This window comes from Pseudomonas bijieensis, from assembly GCF_013347965.1.
Taxonomy (GTDB): Bacteria; Pseudomonadota; Gammaproteobacteria; order Pseudomonadales; family Pseudomonadaceae; genus Aquipseudomonas; species Aquipseudomonas bijieensis.
Genome location: NZ_CP048810.1, coordinates 377,025 through 398,937, shown reverse-complemented (window position 1 = coordinate 398,937; position 21,913 = coordinate 377,025). Strand labels below are relative to the sequence as shown.

At 56.8% G+C, this 21,913-nt stretch carries 20 protein-coding genes; 7 read left to right on the top strand and 13 right to left on the bottom strand.

Going from position 1 to position 21,913, the window contains the following annotated elements:
• Window positions 1-20: 20 nt before the first annotated feature.
• Window positions 21-812 (top strand): response regulator transcription factor, encoded by a 792-nt coding sequence (locus GN234_RS01640; RefSeq protein ID WP_025569585.1) that lies wholly within the window; start codon window positions 21-23, stop codon window positions 810-812.
• Between the two features lie 22 nt (window positions 813-834).
• On the opposite strand, the gene GN234_RS01635 is transcribed toward GN234_RS01640, so the two are convergent.
• Complete coding sequence (locus GN234_RS01635) at window positions 835-1,353, bottom strand: hypothetical protein (protein WP_109753038.1); 519 nt, start codon at window positions 1,351-1,353, stop codon at window positions 835-837.
• A gap of 770 nt (window positions 1,354-2,123) precedes the next feature.
• Here GN234_RS01635 and GN234_RS01630 point away from each other — a divergent pair.
• The 5 genes from GN234_RS01630 to GN234_RS01610 all read left to right on the top strand — a co-directional run bounded on the left by GN234_RS01630 (window position 2,124) and on the right by GN234_RS01610 (window position 7,253).
• Complete coding sequence (locus GN234_RS01630; RefSeq protein WP_109753039.1) at window positions 2,124-3,215, top strand: hypothetical protein; 1,092 nt, start codon at window positions 2,124-2,126, stop codon at window positions 3,213-3,215.
• A gap of 54 nt (window positions 3,216-3,269) precedes the next feature.
• Window positions 3,270-4,553: a hypothetical protein gene (locus GN234_RS01625; protein WP_109753040.1), complete on the top strand. Its 1,284-nt coding sequence runs from the start codon at window positions 3,270-3,272 to the stop codon at window positions 4,551-4,553.
• A gap of 113 nt (window positions 4,554-4,666) precedes the next feature.
• Window positions 4,667-5,578: a Rossmann-fold NAD(P)-binding domain-containing protein gene (locus tag GN234_RS01620; protein ID WP_109753041.1), complete on the top strand. Its 912-nt coding sequence runs from the start codon at window positions 4,667-4,669 to the stop codon at window positions 5,576-5,578.
• Window positions 5,579-5,581: 3 nt separating this feature from the next.
• Window positions 5,582-6,541, top strand: coding sequence for a hypothetical protein (locus tag GN234_RS01615; protein WP_176687713.1), 960 nt, complete (start codon window positions 5,582-5,584; stop codon window positions 6,539-6,541).
• Window positions 6,534-7,253 carry a sulfotransferase domain-containing protein gene (locus GN234_RS01610; protein WP_109753043.1) on the top strand — a complete coding sequence of 240 codons (720 nt, stop codon included), beginning with the start codon at window positions 6,534-6,536 and terminating at the stop codon, window positions 7,251-7,253. Before GN234_RS01615 ends, GN234_RS01610 begins: the two co-directional genes overlap by 8 nt.
• Window positions 7,254-7,313: 60 nt before the next feature.
• Here GN234_RS01610 and metC read toward each other — a convergent pair whose 3' ends face one another.
• From metC to GN234_RS01565, 9 genes are read right to left on the bottom strand one after another with little or no spacing between them, the layout of a single operon-like run.
• Entirely contained in the window at window positions 7,314-10,085 is a 2,772-nt protein-coding gene (gene metC, locus GN234_RS01605) for a cystathionine beta-lyase (protein ID WP_176687712.1), read from the bottom strand.
• Between the two features lie 45 nt (window positions 10,086-10,130).
• On the bottom strand, window positions 10,131-10,730 hold the full coding sequence (locus GN234_RS01600) for a cysteine dioxygenase family protein (RefSeq protein WP_025569695.1): 600 nt from the start codon (window positions 10,728-10,730) through the stop codon (window positions 10,131-10,133).
• A gap of 30 nt (window positions 10,731-10,760) precedes the next feature.
• Window positions 10,761-11,597, bottom strand: a complete 837-nt coding sequence (locus tag GN234_RS01595; RefSeq protein ID WP_109753045.1) for an amino acid ABC transporter ATP-binding protein — start codon at window positions 11,595-11,597, stop codon at window positions 10,761-10,763.
• Entirely contained in the window at window positions 11,584-12,372 is a 789-nt protein-coding gene (locus GN234_RS01590) for an amino acid ABC transporter permease (protein WP_176687711.1), read from the bottom strand. Before GN234_RS01590 ends, GN234_RS01595 begins: the two co-directional genes overlap by 14 nt.
• Window positions 12,362-13,096, bottom strand: coding sequence for an amino acid ABC transporter permease (locus GN234_RS01585; RefSeq protein WP_109753047.1), 735 nt, complete (start codon window positions 13,094-13,096; stop codon window positions 12,362-12,364). The genes GN234_RS01590 and GN234_RS01585 overlap by 11 nt, the downstream gene beginning before the upstream one ends.
• On the bottom strand, window positions 13,093-14,304 hold the full coding sequence (locus GN234_RS01580) for an aminotransferase class I/II-fold pyridoxal phosphate-dependent enzyme (RefSeq protein WP_176687710.1): 1,212 nt from the start codon (window positions 14,302-14,304) through the stop codon (window positions 13,093-13,095). Before GN234_RS01580 ends, GN234_RS01585 begins: the two co-directional genes overlap by 4 nt.
• Window positions 14,301-15,725, bottom strand: coding sequence for an FAD-binding oxidoreductase (locus GN234_RS01575; protein ID WP_109753049.1), 1,425 nt, complete (start codon window positions 15,723-15,725; stop codon window positions 14,301-14,303). Before GN234_RS01575 ends, GN234_RS01580 begins: the two co-directional genes overlap by 4 nt.
• Window positions 15,722-16,573: a transporter substrate-binding domain-containing protein gene (locus GN234_RS01570; RefSeq protein ID WP_176687709.1), complete on the bottom strand. Its 852-nt coding sequence runs from the start codon at window positions 16,571-16,573 to the stop codon at window positions 15,722-15,724. Before GN234_RS01570 ends, GN234_RS01575 begins: the two co-directional genes overlap by 4 nt.
• Before the next feature lie 53 nt (window positions 16,574-16,626).
• A complete protein-coding gene (locus GN234_RS01565) occupies window positions 16,627-17,469 on the bottom strand; it encodes a transporter substrate-binding domain-containing protein (RefSeq protein ID WP_176687708.1) in 843 nt (280 codons plus the stop codon).
• Between the two features lie 242 nt (window positions 17,470-17,711).
• Here GN234_RS01565 and GN234_RS01560 point away from each other — a divergent pair, with 242 nt between their 5' ends.
• Window positions 17,712-18,569, top strand: a complete 858-nt coding sequence (locus GN234_RS01560; protein WP_109753052.1) for a LysR substrate-binding domain-containing protein — start codon at window positions 17,712-17,714, stop codon at window positions 18,567-18,569.
• 23 nt (window positions 18,570-18,592) lie between these two features.
• Here GN234_RS01560 and GN234_RS01555 read toward each other — a convergent pair whose 3' ends face one another.
• From GN234_RS01555 to GN234_RS01545, 3 genes are all read right to left on the bottom strand, one after another.
• A complete protein-coding gene (locus GN234_RS01555; protein ID WP_176687707.1) occupies window positions 18,593-19,036 on the bottom strand; it encodes an HIT family protein in 444 nt (147 codons plus the stop codon).
• Between the two features lie 259 nt (window positions 19,037-19,295).
• Window positions 19,296-19,697 (bottom strand): response regulator, encoded by a 402-nt coding sequence (locus GN234_RS01550; RefSeq protein ID WP_109753055.1) that lies wholly within the window; start codon window positions 19,695-19,697, stop codon window positions 19,296-19,298.
• Window positions 19,694-21,877, bottom strand: a complete 2,184-nt coding sequence (locus GN234_RS01545) for a PAS domain-containing sensor histidine kinase (RefSeq protein ID WP_176687706.1) — start codon at window positions 21,875-21,877, stop codon at window positions 19,694-19,696. The genes GN234_RS01550 and GN234_RS01545 overlap by 4 nt, the downstream gene beginning before the upstream one ends.
• Window positions 21,878-21,913 lie beyond the last annotated feature (36 nt).

Here is a 21,913-nt window from a genome sequence, read left to right as displayed (position 1 = left end):
TAACCCTAAAGGGGTAGAAAATGCCGTTTGACCTCCACAGCCTGGCTTGGCATCGATCGATTGGAAAGCTGATCATGCAACTGAACCGTCCGGAATTCTGGAGCTCGCTGGTCCGCACATTAAATGAATATGTCCAGATCGATAATTGGGTTGTATTGATTTTCAGTAGTCAACACGTGCAGGTCGTCAGTCTTCCCGAGGTAGCCGATGCGGAAGAGATTGATGCATTCACTCATCGCTATGTGAAAGGGCTTTATCTGCTGGATCCATTTTATATAGCCAACCGAGAGAACCCACAGAGCGGCTTCTTTCATCTATTGGATATTGCACCGGAGTATTTTCTGGAGACCGAGTATTATCATCAGTATTTTGCACAATACATCTCCATGGATGAAGCACAGTACAATGTCCAGCTCGACCCCGATAGGACGTTATGCATTTCCATCGGCAGCAAAGCCCGCTTTAGCCAAGAACAAATAACCATGCTCGACATTATCAAGCCATGGGTGACTGCATTGATGCATCAGCGCATGGGTTTTGAAATTGACGAAGAAAAAACTCTGACTGAGCCGCCTTTGTGGCCAGAAACGGTCAACCAGCTTGGCACACAAATAACAGCACGCGAAAGTGACGTACTCCGCTTATTACTCAGCGGCTTCTCCAATAAAGAAATAGCCGGAAAGCTCTCCCTCTCGGCGGAAACCATAAAAGTTCACCGCCGCAACATTTACGCAAAATTGAATATCAAGTCGCAATCTGAGCTGTTTGCTCGATTTTTCATGCCAAAACAGAATATTCCCGCTACAAATTGAAAATCCGACCGAGCTGAGAGGCTTACCTTTTCTCCACCAATCGCAGTGACTGTGAACCTTCCAGGGACAGGTGAATCACGGAAGCCTTGCTTGGGAAATTCGGCGCATCGTCGTCGGTATTCTCCATCACGGGAATGTCGATCAGGGTCTGCTCACCCGTCGGGTCGCTCACCAACTTGGCATCCAATTTGTCGATGGCACGCCAGCTGTCGCCACCGATGCGCATCACGTCCAACAGACTGTAATGCGGCACGCCTTCTTCGTTCTCTTCGGGCGTAAAGGCCGCCAGGTATTGGCTGTAGTTGTTGCCCATGCCGAAACCCTCGACGGTGAAGACCGCGAGAGTGACCTGGCTGTCCTCGCCGGTATCCAGCGTCTGCACCAGCGTCGCTTCAGGATAGCCGGTGGCATAGCTGTCCTTGATGAGTGCTACCAGGTGCCCGATCTGTTCTTCCAAGGCTTTCGGAACGGGTTTTGATTCAGCGGCGTGAGTCAGGGTACAGGTGAAAAACAAGACAGCGGTCAGCAGGCGCAATTTCATGAAAGTGAAATCCGAGGTGTCGGGAGGTCAGCGCGCAATGGTAGCGGTTGGAGCGGGATTTGGTAGCCACTTGTCGATAGATTTTGTGGGGAGGCGCACAACCTTGCTCACCAAAGCGCTGGGGCCGTGTGCATTGAGGTTGGCATGTACCACCGAGCACCCTTGGCTATGAATTCGAAATCATTGATTTGTATCACACATATCAATGTTTTCATTTGACAACCTTAAATACTTTATTGCAACAGTCATAATTCTTTAAAAATCAAGGCATATGAGGCACCAGGCATAACAATCAGCGGACCTGCCGATTACATATTTAATACAATTTACAAATGATGGCCACGTAACACTACCGGGACACATATCATAATTATCGCCCAGCGCGCCAGCACATATCCTTCAAAAAAAAGTTTTAACTTTTTTATATTTCGATGTTTGACAAATGTTTTGTCCAAGACTAGGTTTTGGGCTCGAAGTAATTTGCTTCGAACAAAACCTTACTAGAAGGAATTAGGCTATGACGACGACAATTCGTGTACTCAGTGCACAAGAGCAGAAAGCCATCAGTGCATCTGCTGCCTTCACCAAAAGTGGCGGCGGTGGTGGCGGTGGCGGCGTGGCTTAATAAGCCACGGCGTAGTCACTAGTAAAGCAGGGATAGCCTATGCACATGGAAGTGCACGAACCTCACTAGAATCTACAGCCTTGCAAGCATTAAAAATCACCGATGGTTTCGGCTGATGGGACTGAGTAATACAGGGAGGTATGTCATGCAACAAACATCAGCAGACATTTCTATTGAAGAGCTTGACGCCTTAAAAAACTTAGTCAACGACTATTTCCACTCAACGGCGCAACCCATTTTCAGCTTTCTATCGGGTTCCATCCCGGAAGGAATCTCTACACCCAATTCCGATTACGACATCTATGCAGTATTTGATGACTGCACAGAGGAAGAAGTCTTGATTTCGGAACTCCAGCGTCCTGTAGAACTCACGAAAATTCCGCTCTCAAAAATACACAGAATAATGGACATCATTTCAAAAGGTGAAAACCTCGCGTCTGTTAGCGCTTATGAAATGCTAATTTGCCATAGAGTGTATTCCGGTATTGCCCTTAGTGGAGAACCCGCATTCGACAGTATAAAAAAAGAATTCGATGTCGTCACATTCAGGACCAGGCTCGCTGAATTAGCTTTGCTCAACGCTGAGCGTGAATTCAAGGTATCGCATGGCTTCAAGTTGGTTGATGACACGCGCTCAGCACTCTTCAGCGCGCATAAAGCACTCAGGCACAGTCTCAGTGTACTTCTGGCAATACACGGATCGACATCAGTCCTGGAAAAATGGCATGTACGCTACGCAGTTCGATACCTGGGAGAGAATCATCTTGGGTTCCGTCGTTTTCTTGAACTCGCCTCCTCCATTCCAATTTCATCGACAGTTGAAAGTAAAAAATACTTAAACTCTGTCAAGAAATTCCATCAAATGGTCACGGATTACAAAATCCTTGCCGATATCGTGCCGGAAGAAATTTTCTTTGTTGAATCCCGGCTGATCGACACTGACCAAGAAAATGATGAACCGTTGATTCTGAAAAATCCGGACGCTCGCGTCATGCTTCATATGTCAAGATGGTACCTCACGATCGAGTCTAAAGCGATATTAGAGCTCCCAAGCTCGGCCGCACTTTTTTGGGCATTAATAAACAACGCGCAATCAGTGAACGTTATTATTGACAGTGCCAGAGAGCACCTGAAAATACCTGACAACATTTGCCTTGAGTATTTAGATGCACTGGCCGCAGCCAAGGCCATCAGTTCGCGCTCATTTGAAATTCACAAAATCGATAGAGCGATATAATTACCAGCCTGCGGCTTATCGGTACAAGATCATTTGAAAATGGATTCGCGACAAATGAAAGCAGCTGCCACGGACCAAAGTTATGCAAACTTCTACTACTCCAGCATAATCAAGTTTTCTGCAAATCGTTTCTTTCCCTTTGTCAGCATGGCATTTGCCGGAATTTTAGTCGCAAACAAAAACTTCGATGAATTCGCCTTTTTCAGCTACATCACATCAGCATTTATATTTCCTGCGACTGTTGTCACTTTCATGTTCAGGGCGGTGGGAAATCTGTCACTGGAGGGAGGACGCACGCGTCAGAATATCTTCATGTCATCCTTTTTTTTGGTCGTTGCCTGTTCATTCCTGGTAGCAGCCGCTTGTTACCTGATCACAATCACATCCGATCGTGAAATAGACAGTCTGTCCAAAAACTATAAAGCGCTGACATTTTGCTATGTGTACCTTATTTATATCTCGATCTACATCCTTACAAGCTTCTTTAACGCCTATTTTGAAGCTCACGTAAAAGGCAACAGCAGCAGCATCGCCCGACTCATGAACTTCTGTCCTTTCATGTTTTTTTCAGGCGCGGCATTCGTACTGAGCGACAAAGAAAATTATTCGCTCACCATTGCATACCTCATGCTTGGCTGCGAATGTTTGGAACTGGCTTACTACCTCTATAAAAGCAGCACTCTCAAGCTTTGGCAACTCAGCTTCAATCATTCTGTACTTCGACACCTTTTTATAATTGGAGGCCCCAACGGGCTTGGTCTCGCGTCCCAACGACTCGCATTTTTCATGGCAAACAAAAAACTATTTTTAATTGACAAAGACTTAGTGTCTATTTTTTCAATTGCCGTGAGCATAACAACCTTATTAATAATCCCGGTTTCAGCCTTTACTCAGATTCACAGCATCTACGTATCCAGAAATGGCAAACCCGGTCTTTCGTCGATGGTTTTTCGCTACCTCGCTCTTAGCATGTTTATACCTATCGCCATCCTTGCAGTATGGGGCATTGAAATCGGTCAGCTTTTTGGCGTTACTGCTCACATGTATAAAGCAGACCCCTGGTTGAACCCCAGCCTGATTTTCATGTTTTGCTGCACAAGCCTGATGATGCTCGTATCAGCCCACATCCGAGCGCTAGGCAATACGATCATCACTCAAATAGTCATGAACGCCGTCGTTTACATAGGCTATGTGGGCTATATCTTCAGGTACGCTGACTCAAGCATGCCTGGATCCACCTTGTTAACCACTTACTCGCTCTGCTACCTGTTGAGCTTCTTGTTTTTAGGTGCCAACGTACACTATTTCCAAGCAAAACAACTACAGCCATCGCTGTAGACATTTTCTAACGGTACTTTTTATGAGTGCTCCGAACCGTGCACAACGTCATCAGCTTGGCATTTGTAAAGTTTGAAAATTCGAATCCCTACAGCCTGTGACAAAGGATAAACATGAAGTTACTCAGGGAAGGATACCCAGTCAAACAAGTTTGCATCATCGGCGGCACGGGCAAAGTAGGCCAAACACTGGTTTCTTTCCTGAAAACAGCCAATAAATTCTCGATCGCATTTTACGCTGAAAGCTACGAGCAAGAATGCAAGCTCCGCGCTAGTTTCCAGGATAATCTGGTCAGTTTTGAAATCTGTCGATCTCCACAAGCAATTCAGAAATCCGACACTGTTATTCTGATCGCAGGAAAACGAACCAGTCGAGGAAGCGGAAAAAGCGATCTGTACCAACTCAACAAGGAAGTCATTGACCCCTACTTGGATTTCTTGAATCATAAAAACGTAATTTTGGTCACCAACCCAACAACATTATTAGGCACCTATTTAGGGGAGAGGCTCGACTCCTTCATCGTAGGTGTTGGCGTTCAAAATGATTTCAATCGCCTGAAATTCCAGTGCCCCCATGTCGATTTTGTGATGGGTGCACACAACCTGAACGAGCAGTGTTATTTCAATACTCATCAGCAACTTCTGTTTGATGGATTCAAGTCTACAGATGTTTACTCTGAGGCTCGCAACCAGCAGGACGATTATGTGAGCAATGGCAATTTTGAGAAGTTACACTCCACATTCATGGAGAATGACATCCATAAATGGTGGAAAATCCAGAGATACCATACTGTCGTCAATAGCTCTTCCTACTCATGCGCATTGGCGATCATGCAAACCTTGTCTAATTTAAACGAAAGCACTTGCAAAGTGACTCACTCTGAGGTTTGCATTGTAACCCCGGGAGGCTCCAGCTACTTTATTGGCGTGCCACTGATGGGAAAAAATCTGCATTGCAGTGACAGCTGCCTCATGCAATTCATAGATATGCACCTCGATCAACTATCCAACTACAAGGTGGCGTAAATCATGTTATACCTAAACTATTATGATGAATTTATTTTTCTCGTAACCTTTGATTCTTCCACAGAAAAACAAGCCTTTCTAGAACTCTATAAAACGAACCTTTTCCCATTCCTGTCCATTAGCGAGGCTCCCCACGACGCCTTCGATTATAAAATAAACCTACGCCAAAACACCTCTGACTTTAAAGCCAATTTCTCTGACTGGTCAGAAATCATTTTTTTCAACCCCCTTACCGATAACGCCATAAGTGATTTTGGTACTGGTCTTATAAAGTACAGCTCCGATACCTCTCGTACAATCTACAATCCCATTTCCGGAACGTTATTTTCAATAGACAAAAACACCATTGAAGTCGAGTATCGCAACAACAGTTCATTCGCCAAGGATTTTCAGCGCTTGTTGAAACAGCTTATTGTTACTGAGATAGAGCGCCAGGGTGGAGCAATACTCCACGCCTCTGCTGTCTCCTTCGCAGATTACGGGTTCTGTTTCATCGGGGAAAAAGGCCAAGGCAAAACAACAAGTCTGCTCCAATCTCTCCAGATACCCGGCGTGGGCTACCTTACCAATGACAGATTACCTGTCATTCCAAACGGGGAAGGATTCAAGGTTCTAGGTTGGTTTGAAGAGATCCGCTTGGTCATCCCCGGCAGCACAAAAAAAGAAGTTGTACGTGTTACCGAACACGTAGATCCATCGCGCATACAAAAAAAACCGGTGTACCTAAAGAAAATAATTCTTCCGACCCGTATTCAAAGCGATTCATCACCGGCGGAAATCGTTGCGAGCCAGATGCTTTCTCCAATAGATCCCCAACGTCCCAAATGGCTAGGCTTTAGTGCCCCACAAGACTTCCCTCTGACCTCGCTGTTTGAGAAGGTAAGCACTGTTTCTATCGACTGGAGTTATTCTGATCTAGAGGGCTTAACGCATCAGATTGAGAAGGAGATATTAAATGTATGATTGCGTGCTGATTCTTGGCCCCTGCAGAAGTGGCACCACATTCCTCTTTAACGCACTCGCATCCTCTCACTACATAGGAATCTTCCAACCGTTAAAACACATTTTAAGATGTGAACACATGAAAGTTGATCCAAAAATTTCACTTAGAGATTTTGTTGGCAAACGGCTGGTGCTAAAGGAGGCCTTTGGCCCATACCTTGCTTCGGAGGCAACCTATGATCCAGTAGAAATTTTGGCGAATAACCTCAGCCTAAAGAAAATTCTGCTGATCACTATTCTTCGCAACCCTGTCGACTGTTTGTCCTCATGGATTGCTTCTTTTAAAGTTACTCCGGATGAGGCAGCAATACGCCTCTCGCAAGCCTATGACAACACAGTGCGAATGCATACAAAATATCTTCAGGAAATGGATTCGGTTTCTTTAATCCTGGAAGATGAAGCAGACTGCCGTAATAAAATAAATTTAATCAGAAAGGCCATGGGCAGCGTGTCCCTCCCGGATCAGTACGACCAATACATAAAACCGAACGATCCACCTGGTTTTCAAGTATCCGGACTGCTCAAAAAAGCGCTTAGTAGCCAGGAATACAAGGCTGAACACATAGAAAAGAGAACATTTTCTTTCGACAAAAAAAAGCTGAAGGTTGCCGTGTCGCATTATGAAAACCTACATAACCTGAAGCCCAGGTTATCTGGCAATGCTTGCGTTTAGCAGGTTCAAACAAGTGGAGCGCACAACCTGGGTGTGGTTGTGCCCCCAGTGCTTCCAGGCTCAACGGTCGGGTGTGAGCGGCTCGAAAGCGGCCTGTGCGAACCCCCGCCGCAAGTCCTCGACCAACACCTCGACATCCTCCAACCCAACATGCAAGCGCACCACCGGATTCAACGCCCGATCCTCGGCACGTTGCCGGTCCTTGGTATCAGCGACAGTCACCAAACTCTCGAACCCGCCCCAGGATGCACCCAACCCAAACACCTGCAAGGCGTCGATGAATCGCTCCAGGTAAGTGTCGTCATTTTCGCGAAGCTCAAAGGACAGCAAGCCGTTGCTGCCCTTGAAATCCCGCTGCCAAAGGGCGTGACCAGGATGGTCGGGCAAGGCTGGATGAAAGACGCGCTTCACCTGCGGTTGTGCCTGCAACCAATGGGCGACTTCCAGCGCCTGTCGTTCGTGCATGTCCAGGCGTGGCGCCAGGGTGCGAGCGCCGCGCAGGACAAGATAGGCGTCGTCCGGGCTGACGGTATTGCCAAAGGTGTCGCTCATGGCCGCCAGTGCCGGCCAAGTCTCCTGCCGAGTGCAAACGCTGCCCATGACCACGTCGCTGTGGCCGCTCAAGTATTTGGTCAGGGCCATGATCGAGATGTCGGCGCCCAATGTCAGTGGCCGGTACAGCACGCCCGAACCCCAGGTATTGTCCACTGCCAGCAGGATGCCCCGCGGCTTGCAGAGTGCGGCAATGGCCGGCAAGTCGCAGAGTTCGTACAGCAATGAACCGGGCACTTCGGTGTAGACCATTTTGGTGTTGGCTTGCAGTCGTCCGGGCAGGTCGCTGCCGTCGGGGGCGAAGTAATCGACTTCTATGCCGAAGGTTTCGAGAAAGTCCCGGGCCACGCGCCGTACCGGGGCATACACCGCATCGGTGATCAGTACATGATCGCCAGGCCGCAGGTAGGCCAGGAAGGTTTGCGCCACGGCAGCCAGGCCAGTGCCAAACAAACGAGTACGATAACCACCTTCCAATTCAGTGACGAGGTCTTCCAGGGCGAAGGCCGTCGGATTGCCCCGGGCGCCATAACTCAGGACTCGCTCGCTGTCGCGCCGGGAACGGGCGTCACGCATCTGTGCCAGGTTGTCGAACAGCACCGTGCTCAGGCGGCTGACCGGTACGTTGACCGAGCGGGCACCGCTGCCTTTTTCCGGGCGCGCGCCCTGGACCAGGCGGGTGCGATCCAGCCCACCGACAACGCTTTGCGACCCTGGTTGCAGCGGCTTCAGGCTGGCGACTTCGTCTGCGCTCATCTGTGCCAGCAGGCCGATTTCCCAGGCCAGGTATTGGCGCGCCGCGTCCTTGTTTCCAGCGTGGCGGTCGTGGGTGAAGAAGAGGAAATCAATACACTGTTCATCTGCCAGCGTCTGGGCACCCTCTTGCAATGCAAGGCCTGCCGAACGCCAGGTATCCACGCCGTCGGCCAACCAGCGCACTGCCGTGTGCGGCAGCTCCAGCGCCGCCAGGGCGGCAAGCCGGGAATCATCGGCCACCAGCACCACTGGCCGTCGTTCATCTGCCAGCGCGGCGGCCAGCAAGGGCCGGATCGACCAACGCGCGCCGGCGATATGCGCTTTGCGATAGGCGCTGCTCGAGCGCAGGTCGATCAATGCCACCGCGTCATCCTTCAGGGCATCGGCCAAGGCCCGCACGCTGATCAGCGGCAGTTTTTCAGGCGCGACGACTGCTGGAACCGGTAATGCCAAGCCACTGCTCAGCCCACCCGACAATACAAAAGCCTCATGCCCCAACTGCCGCAACCAACTGGCGATGATCGGTGCGCGCACGCCGTCATCATCGAACAGCACAACCCGCGCTTGGCGTACGCCAACATACAGGTCGGTGGATTGAATCAACTGCCCGCCCGGCGTGTGTTGTGCTCCTGGCAGCGTGCCGGCGGCAAATTCTTCAGCGGTGCGCACGTCGCAGAGAAAAAGACTGCGCCCAGCGTCCGCAGCCCACTGCTCGACCTGAGTAGCCTCGACGGTAGGCACGCCGGCCCGTTCGGCCAGTCGTGCCGCCGCCAAGCGCTGCGCCGGCAATGTAGCGGCCGATACCTGGTCGGCATAACGGCGCTCGCTACCATGCTCCAGTTGCAGGTCTTCCAGGTACCAGCCTTGCGTACCGTTCTCCAGGGCATAGATCGGGTTCTTGAGCCCCAGGTCGATCAGCGTCTGGGCGCCGATGATGCTGCGGGTTCGACCCGCGCAATTGACCACGATGGGGGTCTGCTCGTCCGGTACCAGGTCGTGCACGCGGTAGCCCAGTTCGCCATTCGGGCAACAGATCGAACCGGGGATGGTCATCTTGCGATACTCCTCCAACGGTCGGCCGTCGAGTACCACCAAGGGTTCACCCCGGGCCTGCCATTGCGCCAGTTGACGGGCGCTGACGTGAGGCGTATGCCGGACGGCCTCCACCTGTTCGCCAAAGGCCTTGGACGGTACGTGCACACCGGCAAACAGCTGATAGCCGGCTGCCTGCCAACCGTCGGCGCCGCCCTCCAGGCTATACACATTGATGTAGCCCAGCGCTTGCAGGCGTTGTGCCGCCCGCACCGCCAGGTCCGCGCCATCCTGGTCATAGATCACCAACCGCACCCGAGGGTTGGGCGCCAGCCGCCGCGCCTCCAACTCCAATCGGCTATAGGGCAGGTTCACCCCGAAAAACAGATGGGCTTCGCCGTACTGGCCGTGCTCGCGCACATCAAACAGGGCGATTTCCTGCCCATCGAACAACCACTGCTGCAGTTGTCCGGGAGTTATGGTCTGGCTCATGGGAGTCCCGCTGGAAAAATGGAGTGACTGGAGCACGAGGTGGCGTCAGTGGGCGTAGGCCTTGATCGACGGGGCCATTTGCGAGGCGTTGTAATTGAGAATCCGCCCATCGGCCTCGACTCCATAACGGCCATTGAGCGACTCCAGCGGCAAGCCATACAGGTGGAAATGCAGGGTCGGCTGCTCTCCGGCGACCCGAATGCCATGCAGATCTTCCCCAAGGAACGAAATCGAGGTGCCGGGCTGCACGATCACTTCTTTTTCCAGGTGCAGGGTGGTGTAACCCGGTTCACGCCCCTCGTCGTCGCGCTGGTAGACGTAGTTGATTTCCTGGCCCTCGATAGCACTGATAATCGCCCAGGTTTCGTGGTTGTGAGGGATCGTGCTTTTGCCCGGCAGCAGCGAGTTCAGGTACAACGTCGGAGTGTCGCCATCGTCATTGAGGCGGTAGCGGAACGCGGTGCTGCCCTGCCCCGGCACCGGCGCCGGAAAGGTTTCGAAGTTGAACAGGTCGCGGCGCTCGGCCAGACCTTCCAACAGACCAACGATTTCAGTCAGCGCGGCACGATCGACCCCGCGCTGATGGATGACGCGTACTTTCTGCAGGAAGGCTTCGATGACATCGGGACGGCTAAACACGCTCATAGGGCAGGCTCCATTGTTCAGAACAGACAATTAAACGGACAGGCTGTAGCGACTCAGGTTGGTCAACAGGTACGGATCATCGGCGTTGGGCAGACGCCGCCCTGGGTCACCCAAGGCATGGCGCAGAAACTCCCGGGTGCGCTCGCTGGTGGGGTGCTGGAAAATCCGCGCGGCGCTACCGTGCTCGACGATCACACCGTTCTCGGTGAAATAGACGACATCGCTGATCTCCTCGGCGAAGCGCATTTCGTGGGTCACCAGCACGCAGGTCATGCCCTCTTCGGTCAGCTCGCGAATCACCGTCAACACCTCGCCGACGGTTTCCGGGTCCAGGGCCGAGGTCACTTCATCGAACAGAATCAGCTCCGGACGCATCGCCAGGGCGCGGGCAATCGCCACCCGTTGTTGCTGGCCGCCCGAGAGCTGCCCCGGGTAGGCATCGGCCTTGTGCTCCATGCGCACCTTGGCGAGCAAGGCGCGGGCGTCTTTCTCGGCGTCGGCCCGATTGCGACCCAGGACCTTGCGCGGTGCGATCACCAGGTTCTCCAGCACCGACAGATGCGGGAACAGGTTGTACTGCTGGAACACAAACCCCACGCGCTTGCGCAACTCGATGCGCTGGGCTTCCTGGGCCAGGGTGTGGACTTCGGTGGCACCGACGCGAATGCTGCCGCGCTGGGGCTGTAACAGGCCGGTAATGCAACGCAGGATCGTCGACTTGCCCGAGCCGGACGGGCCGATGATCGACACGGCCTCGCCACGGCGCACATCCAGGTCAATGCCCTTGAGCACCGGGTTGCTGCCGAACGACAGGTGCAGGTCGCGCAGGCTGACCAGGGGTTCGGCGACGGTTTCAGTAGAAGGCATAACGTCGCTCCAGGTATTGGGTGAGGCGGGAAATCGGGTAGCAATAGGCGAAGAACAGCACCAGCAGGCTCAGGTAGATCACCACGGTGAAGCCGGTCAGGTTCACGGTATTGCTGGCGATCTGCGCGGTATCGATCACGTCATGCACGCCCACCAGGGAGGCCAGCGCGGTGCCCATGGTGATCACCGCGTAGAGGTTCATCCACGGCGGCAACATGCGCTTGAAGCACTGCGGCAGGATGATCGAGCGGAAAATCTGCCCACGGGTGAACGCCAGGGAGCGCGCGGCCTCCCATTGAGTACTGGGGATCGAGGCAATCGCGCCCCGGAAGATTTCCGCGACGTTGGCACTGGCCGGCAACGCCAGGCCGAGGGTGACCTTGATCCAGTCGGGAAACGAGACATAGCCGTGGCCGATACGAATCTCGAACGGGAACACATAGGTGGTGAAATAGATCAGCACCAGCCACGGCGCGTTGCGCAAGACCTGCACCCAGATCCGTGCCGGCCAGCGCAGCGAGCGCAGGGGCGACAGGACCATGGCGCCGACCACCAACCCCGCGGCAGAACCCAGCCCAATGGCCAGCAGACTGATGAGAATATTCTGGCCGAAGCCTGCGGCCAGGGCCGGTGACCATTGCAGCAAGGCCTTGAACACCGGGCTGTGCGGGGCGAAATACACCAGCCAGGACAGCGCTCCGATCCCCAGCAGCACCTTGCCGAAATGTCGACGCGGCCAAGTCAGCGGCACGATGACGGACGAATCAATGGCCATAGCCGGGCATCCTCAGGCGCGCTTCAAGGTAGCGCCCCACGCAATTGACGGTGAAACTCAGCAAGCCGAAAAAACCCAGGATCAGAATCATCAGCTCCAGCACGTTATCGCTCTGGGTCCAGATCATGATGGCCGCGTAGGTGATGTCGCCCACGGCAATGGCCGAGGCCACGGCGGTCATTTTCACCAGGTCGATCAGGTTATTGATCAGCGACGGCAAGGCAAAACGCAGGGCCAGGGGCAGTTGCACGTTCCATAACAATTGGCGGTGATCGAAGGCCAGCGAACTGGCGGCCTCCAGGGTCACCGCAGGCACCGCCTCGATGCCGGCCCGCAGCGCTTCGGCATGGAACGCACCCTTGTGCAGCGAGATCACGATCACCACCCAGGCGAAGGGTGTCAGCGGGTTGGCCGCACCGACGGCCTCGGTCAGCAGCATGTTCAGCACCAGGAAGGCGCAATACAGCTGGACCAGGGTCGGCGTATTGCGGGTGACTTCGATGAACACCCGCGCCGGCCTGGCGAGCCAGGGCTTGCCCGAGGTCAACAGTGCCGCCAGGCCGACGCCCGCCAGCAGGCTGCCGACGATGGTCAACAGGCACAACAACACCGTGGTCAACGCGCCCTGCTCCAGCGTGCCGCGCTGATAGGCATCGAGCAAAAAGTTGTAGTTGAGGCCGAGCCCGGCGCTCCAATGGACGAACTGCTCCAGCCAATGGCTCATCGCTCGCCCCTCAATCGGCCGCAAGCGTGGGCAATTCGGTGACCCGCTTCGGCAACGGTTGCGGTCGCCGTGGCGATGGACAGGCGAAACCACGGCGACAAGCCATACGCACCGCCCGCGACGCCAGCGACGCCCTCGTCCAGCAGGTACTCGACAACGTCGGTATCGTGCTCCAGACGCTGGCCGTCCGGGCGGTAGCGCCCCAACAACCCGGCGCAGCGCACAAATACGAAAAAACCACCTTGAGGCTCGAGGACTTCAAGGCCCTCGACATTGCGCAAGCTGCTCACCAGCACGTCACGGCGTTGACGATAAGCCGCGACCTGTTCCGCGAGAAAATCCAGCCCACCCTCGAACGCCGCCAACGCCGCCGCCTGGCCGACCGAGGAAGCCCCGGAAGTGGATTGCGATTGCACCACGGTCATGGCCTCGGTCAACGCTTGCGGCCCGGCACCGAAACCGATGCGCCAGCCGGTCATGGCATAGGTTTTCGATACCCCGCCCACCAGCAGGCAGCGCGCTTGCAGATCGGGCGCGACGTTGAGCAAGCCCTGGACCGGACGGCCGTCGAAACGAATGTGCTCGTAGAGCTCATCCAGCAGAATCAGCACGTGGGCATGACGCCGAAGTACCTGGGCCAGGCCTTGCAGTTCGGCCTCGCTGTACACCGCGCCACTGGGGTTGCCAGGGCTGTTGAGGATCAGCCAGCGCGTACGCTCGCCGATGTGTTGCTCCAGTTGTTGCGGCGTGAGCTTGCAGCCCTGGTCCAGCCCGCATTCGATGAACACCGGTTCACCACCATTGAAACGCACACTGTCCGGGAAGGACGGCCAGTACGGCGTCGGTACCAGCACTTCGTCGCCGTCATCGAGCGTCGCTGCGAAGGCGTTGAAGATGATCTGTTTCGCACCGTTGGCAATCACGATGGATGCCAGCGGATAGTCCAGCTGGTTTTCCGTGCGCAGCTTGTGTTGCACGGCCTCACGCAAGGCCCTTACGCCCGGCGTCGGCGTGTACTTGGTGGCGCCGGCCGCAATGGCGGCGTAGGCGGCCTGCTTGACGTGCACCGGCGTATCGAAATCCGGCTCGCCGGTGGTCAGGTCGAGGATGTCGCGACCGGCCTCACGCAGGGCCGTGGCCCGGGACTTGGCGGCGGCATTGGCTGACAGCGAGACCCGCTGCACGCGTTTGGACAGGTAAAGCGTCATGGCCGCGTGTCCTCCAGCACCTTGCCCGGATTGAGCAGATTGCGCGGATCCAGCGCCTGCTTGATCCGACGCATCAGGTCCAGTTCCACCGCACTTTTGTAGCGCCCCAGCACATTAACCTTGCGCTGGCCGATACCGTGTTCGGCGCTGATCGAGCCACCGTGGGCATGGGCGCTGTCGTGGACCAGTTGGCTGAGCGCAGTGTAATGGGCCATGTGCGCGTCAACCGTGGAGCCCAGCGGATGGGCAACGTTGTAATGCAGGTTGCCGTCGCCCAGATGACCGAAGGTGTAGTGCCGCACGCCGGGAAAATGCTGTTGCAGCAGCGCATCGGTATGGGCAACGAATGCCGCGACCTGGGAAATCGGCACCGAGATGTCATGCTTGATGTTGCGCCCGGCGCGCTTTTGCGCATCGCTCATGTTTTCCCGCAGTCGCCAGAACGCCTGGCTCTGGACGAGGTTTTCAGCGATCAGCGCATCGGCCAGCAGGTGTTGCTCGAAGGCCTCGCCCAGCACCTGTTCGAAGACTTCCCGTGCATGACTTTCACTGTGGTTATCGGACAGTTCCAACAGTGCGAACCAAGGCTGGTGAGCATTGGAGAATGGCCGCGGACCGTCGGGAAACTGCTCGCGCAACAATGCAAGGCACCCGGCGCTGAGCAACTCGAAGGCCGTCAGGCTGGCCCCAAAACCGGCGCGGGCGTGAGACAGCAAGGCCACTGCCTGCTCCAACGAGTCGAACGCCAGTAGCGCGGTGGCCTGGGCTTTGGGCAGTGGAAACAGCTTCAGGGTCGCGGCGGTGATGATGCCCAGCGTGCCTTCGCTGCCGATAAACAGGTCCCGCAGATCGTAGCCGGTATTGTCCTTGCGCAAGCCGCGCAGGCCGTTCCAGATCTCACCCTGGGCGGTCACGACTTCCAGGCCCAGGGTCAGTTCGCGGGTATTGCCATAGCGCAGCACTGCGGTGCCGCCGGCATTGGTCCCCAGGTTGCCGCCGAGGGTGCAACTGCCTTCGGCGCCGAGGCTCAGAGGGAACAAGCGACCGGCCGCACGCGCAACCTCCTGGACAGTTTGCAGGATGCAGCCCGCCTCGACAGTCAGGGTGTCGTTGTCGGTGTCCACCGCACGTACCCGATTCATTCGGTCGAGCAATAGCAACACGGCGCGACCGCTGGCGTCCGGGGTGGCACCGCCCATCAGTCCGGTGTTGCCGCCCTGCACCACCACGGGCGTATCGGTCGCGACGCAAGCCCGGACCACCGCCGCCACCTCTTCGGTGCTGGCCGGGTGTACCGCGGCAATCACTTGGCCGACGTAACGGCCCTGCTTGTCGGTCAGGTACGGCGCGGCTTCTTCACTGCTCTGCACATGCCTGGCACCCACCAATGCCTGCAACGCCGCAAACAACGACTGGCTCATGGTTGCGCGGCCAGGGGGGCGGCATTGCTGTACTTGGCATGCAGATCACGCAGGGCCTGGGACGGCGCCATGCCGGTACGCTCGCCCAACTCGATCAGCCAGCCGCTGCGGTGCCAGTCGCGCACGATGGCATCGAGTTTCGCCTGGGTATCGTGCTCGCCCTTGCGCAGCCAGATCACCGAATTCGACGGAATCAGATCCCCCGGCAGCGGAATTTCATAGCCGGCCCATTCGTCTTCACTCAGCAGCGCATGCAGGGTCGGACTCACATGGACCGCGGCCACGCAGCCATTGCCGCGCAACGACAACAGCGACTCGGACTGGCTGCGAAAAGCCTTGATCTGTGCGCCATAGGTTTCCTGCAGGGGCTTGATGAAATTGCTGCCCTGGGACACGCACACTGGCTTGCCTTTGAGGTCGGCCCACTGGCTGATGCCGGAACCCTTGCGAATCAACGCCGCGCCACCAACCTCCTCATAAGGCGTGGGCACATAGTCGAGAATCTCGCCGCGCTCTTCGGTGAACTGCATGTTGGCGATCAGGATGTCGACTTTGCCCTGTTGCAGGAATTGCACGCGGTTTGGCGCCAGGACCGATACGGTCTGGGTCTCCACGCCCAGCGCCTTGCCGATGCCCTGGGCCAATTCGACGTTGTAGCCCAGGTGTTCGCCAGTCTTGGGGTCGATCGTGCCGAAGGGCGCGCCACTGAGCATCACCCCGACGCTGATCGCGTGACGTTGCTCGATCCGGTCCAGCGTGGCATCGGCCTGGGCCAGGCTGGCAGCAGATCCGATGGACCATGCCAGGCACAGGCTGACCAGGGTTCGAGGGATGAAAAATGAAGTCATGGGTGATTACCTTGAGCGTCGGTCGTTGGGAGAGAAGGCAGGCGCGACAGTCCTCAGGCGCCGTTGGCCTGGAACTGTTTCTGCAACTCCACCAAGGCCGGTGACGCCGGCGTGATGCGGTTACGGGTCTGGGCCTCGATCAGCCAGCCGCTGCGGTGCAATTGCTTGATGATCGGATCGAGCCTGGCCTGGGTATCGCTCTCGCCCTTGCGCGTCCAGATCACCGAGGGTGCCGGGTTCAGCTCCGGGCTCAGGGCGCGGTAGCCCTGCCATTCGGCGTTGTCGGCAATCAGCGGATTGATCAGCGTGGCGTCGTGCACCGCGGCAACACAGTTGTTGCCCCGCAGCGCCAGGAGTGATTCCGAGGAGCTCTTGAAGGCCTTGATCTCGACGCCCAACTCGGTGAGCGGCTTGATATAGCTGCTGCCCTGGGAGGTGCACACCGGTTGATTCTTCAGGTCTTCCCAGCGGCTGATCGTACTGTCCTTGAGTACCGCCGCGGTGCCACCGACGCGGTAGAACGGCGTGGGCACGAACCCGAGGATTTCACCGCGCTCGGCGGTCCATTCCATATTGGCGATCAGCACATCGACTTTACCCTGCTGCAGGAACTGCACGCGGTTGGCGGGCAATACCGGCACCAATTGCACCTCGGCGCCCAGTTGCCGACCCAATTCCTGGGCCAGGTCGACGTTCAAGCCACGCGGTTTCTGGATGGCGGGGTCGATGCCACCGAACGGACCACCGGACAGCAGCACGCCGACCACCAGTTCGTGGCGTTGCTCGATCTTGTCCAGGGTGGCATCGGCCCGGACGCTGTCGACGGCCGACAATGAGATCAAGGCGCCCAGCATGACAGGCAGCAATCGTTTTACGGGTGAGCGCTCGAGCAACATGGATTTCCCCTCATGAATGGCCGGCGTCCCCCGGCCTGATGAGTGGGCATCCTAGGTATCCCCCGAAGGCAAAGGAAATTCAAATATCTAATATCGTTATAACTTCCAAGGTTTGGCTTTCAGGCAAAAAACGCATAACCGCTATTTTATTGGCCCACAGAAAGCCACGAGCCACATTCTTCCCATAAATTCATAAAATTCTGTAATGTTTAGGTTTGCACCCTTGATATGAAGCAATCGCCATGTCGACCCTCGATCTCGAATTACTGCGCACCTTCATCGCTGTGGTCGACCACCACAGCTTCGCCGAAGCGGGCGCCCAACTGTCCCGCACGCAATCGTCGGTGACCCAGCACATGCAACGCCTGGAACAACAGGTCGGGGTGAGCCTGTTCGAAAAGCGCGGGCGGCAAAAACAGCTGACGGAAGCGGGCCAGCAATTGCTGAGGCATGCGCGGCAGATGCTATCGCTCAACGATGACGTCCTCAGTTCCCTGCGAGAGAGCAGCCTCAGTGGTGTACTGCGCATCGGTTCGCCCCACGACATCGCCGACACCATCCTGCCACCGATCCTCAGCCACATCGCCCGCTCGGCCCCGCGCCTGCGCCTGGAGATCGATGTCGGGCGCAGCCCGTTCCTGATGGACGACCTGCGTCGCGGCAAGGTCGACATGATCATTTCCACCCGCCAGGATCCCAGCCTCGAAGGCTTCGCCTTGCGCACCTCGCCGGTGTGGTGGATCTGCTCGGCCCAGTACCTTCACAATCCCGGCGAGCCGTTGCCGCTGATCCTGGTGGACGAACCCAGCATCTATCGCCGCTATGCCCTCGAGGCGCTCGAACGCGCCAATATCCCCTGGCGCCAGGCCTACCTGGCCTCGAACCTGATCGGCATCAAGGCCGCGACCCGCGCTGGGTTGGGCGTCACGCCCCGCAGCATGGAAATGCTCGGGCCGGATATGCGGGTATTGGGAGAAAACGATGGTTTACCGCGGCTACCGGACGTGACCTATCACCTGTGGATTCGACCGAATACTGTCAATCCATTGGTACGCCGGGCTTATGAGTTGGTCCGCAACAGCCAGGGGCACGGCAACTGATGCGCCCCGTGCCCCGCGCGCTATCACGCCTCTGAGCGAATGCGCTCGACCAGACGAGCCTGGAGTGCTTCCAGCTCTGCGGGATCAGCCTTGCCCCTGCCATGCACACCGGGCGCCTCACCTTCCCAGCGTGGAATGATGTGCATGTGAATGTGATAGACCGTTTGCCCGGCCACGGCCCCATTGAACTGCGCGACCTGAACCCCGTCCGGCTGCAATTCGTCCACGATGATCCGTGTCAGGTGCTGCACGGCAGATATCATCGCGCCCAGGACAGCGGGCTCGACCTCAAGGATATTGCGTGCCTGGGAGCCTTTGGGGATGACCAGGACATGGCCGCGCGATTGAGGAAAAATATCCAGGAAGGCCAGCACATCGGCGTCTTCGTAAATCTTGTAGCACGGCGCATCGCCGCGAAGGATCAGCGCAAAGATGTTCTGCGGATCGTAATGACCGTGGAGACTCATGATCACTCCTTCAATGGGTAATAGCGGTTGGTGGGCTGCCGGTAGAGATTTAGCACAGTCCAGAGGCAACGTCTCGTAGAGGCCGGTTTGAAAGTCAGGGCTGGGCTTGCTGGCGATAGTGTTGCATCAGTCGGCTGCGATGTTGGCTGTGCCGCCACTATCGCGAGCAGGCTCGCTCCCACAGGGATTTGGGCCGGACACGACTTTTGCGAGTACTCGAAAAAACTGTGGGAGCGAGCCTGCTCGCGATAGCGCCGGGTCAGTTGGCATCGGAGCTGAAGGCCAAGTCGCTGTCGCGAGCGCCCGCCAGCGTAACGGCAATTTTCTGCTGCAGCTCGCTTTGTGAGAACGGTTTGTGCAGAACCGGGCACCCGGCATATTCGGCGGATAGCCCGCTGGCGCCGTATCCGGTGCTGAATAGAAAGGGAATATTGCGACCGCGAAGAATTTCGGCCACCGGGAAAACACGCTCGCCAGCCAGGTTGACGTCCAGGATCGCCAGGTCAACCTGCACCGAACCGGCTATATCACATGCCGCAGCGAGCCGGGCGACTGACGCCACCACTTCGCATCCGAGCTCTTCCAGCATCTCCTCGATCAACAGGGCAATCGCGCCTTCGTCCTCGACGACCAGCACCCTGACCCCAGCAAATGGGGTCATGCCCCAGATACTCCAATCAGAAACGAAAAGCGGCAGCAAACGCCTTGCGGAGCGTAGATGAGGTCGAACTTGCCAGCCAGGTCACGCTCGATGCAGCGCTTCATCAAGCGAGAACCCAGCCCTTCCCGTCCAGGGGGTGACACGGGCGGCCCGCCTTGTTCACGCCAGTCGAGGGTCAGCAGCGTTCCATCTGCCTGCGCTTGCAGGTGCCAGGTAACTGAAAGCGTCCCCGTCTCGACCGACATGGCCCCGTATTTAAGCGCGTTGATCGCCAGTTCATTGAGGGTCATCGTCAGATTGAGCGCCACCCGGGTACCGACGTCCGCAGAAGCACCTTCGATCACGACGCGGCCAGGTTCATGGCCAAAGACCGGCATCAGCACTTCAAGGGCCAGGGTGTGAAGCGGAGTCTGCCCCCAATGGCGCTTGGTCAAGAGATCGTGTGCCCGCGACAACGCCAGGAGCCTGGCCTCGAAACGCCTGTAGCCGTCTTTCGCATCCTCTGCATTGCGCGCGGTCTGGGCCGCCAGGGATTGCACCGTGGCCAGGGTGTTCTTGACCCGGTGATTGAGCTCATCGATCAGCGTCTTCTGCCGGTTTTCCGCCTGTTTGCGTTCGGAAATATCGACCAGCATGTTGATGGCGCCCACCAGATTTCCATCGGCGTCATGCAACGGCGTGGGAAACGGCGTGAACGGTACATGGCTGCCATCCGGCCGCTGCGCAACCGCCTCGACGCCGCGTATCGGCCGGTTTTCCTTCAGCGCCACCGCCATCGGGCATTGATCGTGGGGAAGTGCGCTGCCGTCCGTATTGAACAGTTTCCAGGTCACACACCACATCTCGCCCAACTGCGGCGTGCGCCCCGACAACTCGACGGCGGCGCGATTGAAGAACGTGATGCGCCCCTCGGCGTCGGTGGTGTACACCGCGGCAGGCAAGGCTTCGAGCAGATTGCGCATGTGCCGCTCGCTTTCGCGGAGCTGGTTTTCCATCCGCCGCGCCAGCGTGACGTCCTGCAGCACCCGCACGCCATAACGAAACGTACCGTTGGCGTCCCTCACTGACGAGCTGTGGATGTCGAGGTAAACCACTTCGCCATCGGGCTTCAGGGCGCGTTTGCGTAGCACGTAGTTCTCCAGCTCACCGGCCACCTGGCGGGCGTACAACCCGGCATCCTGCTGAATACAGTCCGGGTGGGTGTAGTCCAGAAACGTCATCGACAGGAGCTCTTCGCGCGACCGCCCCAGCATGTTGCACAGGGCATCGTTCACCCGGAGCAAGCGACCGTCGATATCGACCTCGGAAATTCCGATGGTCACCGCCTCATAGGTCGCCGAAAGCCGCTCATCGCTGTCCTGGCGTGCCGCCTCGGCCGCATGGACGCAGCTTCTGTCAATGGTGAAACAACGGGTGTTGAAGAGCTTTCCGTCCTCGAAGCGCCCGTTCGAGGTGATCGTGACATGCTTGATCGAGCCATCTTTCGCCCTCAGGCGCGCCGGATAGCTCTCCAGGCAATCGCCACTGCCCAGTTTGGTGAGGATGTCGCCGATAACCGGTTCGTCGACATGAAACTCGGTGATGTGCCGCCCGATGTATTCTTGCGCCGGATAACCCAGCAGCGCCAGCTCCGCCTTGTTGGCGCGCAGGATGATGCCCTCGCCACTGACGATATGCAGGCCCACGGCGCTGTTTTCGAAAAAGTCTTCCAGGTCGGCACTCTTGCGCCGCAGCTCCTCGGCCATGGCGTGATGCGCCGAGACGTCCTGGAAGCAATTGATCACCCCTTGGACGACGCCGCGCCGATCCCTGAGGGCGCGGATGTTCATCAGCGCCACGAACCGCGAACCATCCGGGCGCTGGATGAGCACTTCCTGGTTGCGCGAGGCTATGCCGGTATTGAGCGCCGAGGCGGTCGGGCAGTGTTCGAATGGCAGCGGCGTACCGTCGGCCAGGAACAGACGATAGGCACCGCAGAAACGGTCGCCATTCTCTCCGAGTACTGGCGCCCTTCCCCACAGCTCGGCCGCCTCACTGTTGTACCGCACGAGCCACCCCTGACGATCGCAGAGGTACACCGCACCGGGAATGGCATCGAGCGCGCTCGTCCCCATCGCGATCAAGCTTTCATACTCGCTTGCCGTGCGCGCTTCCATGGGTAGCTCTTCAATGTTCGACATCAGTCTTCCTCAAACCGCCTGGCTGAAACGCCCTCG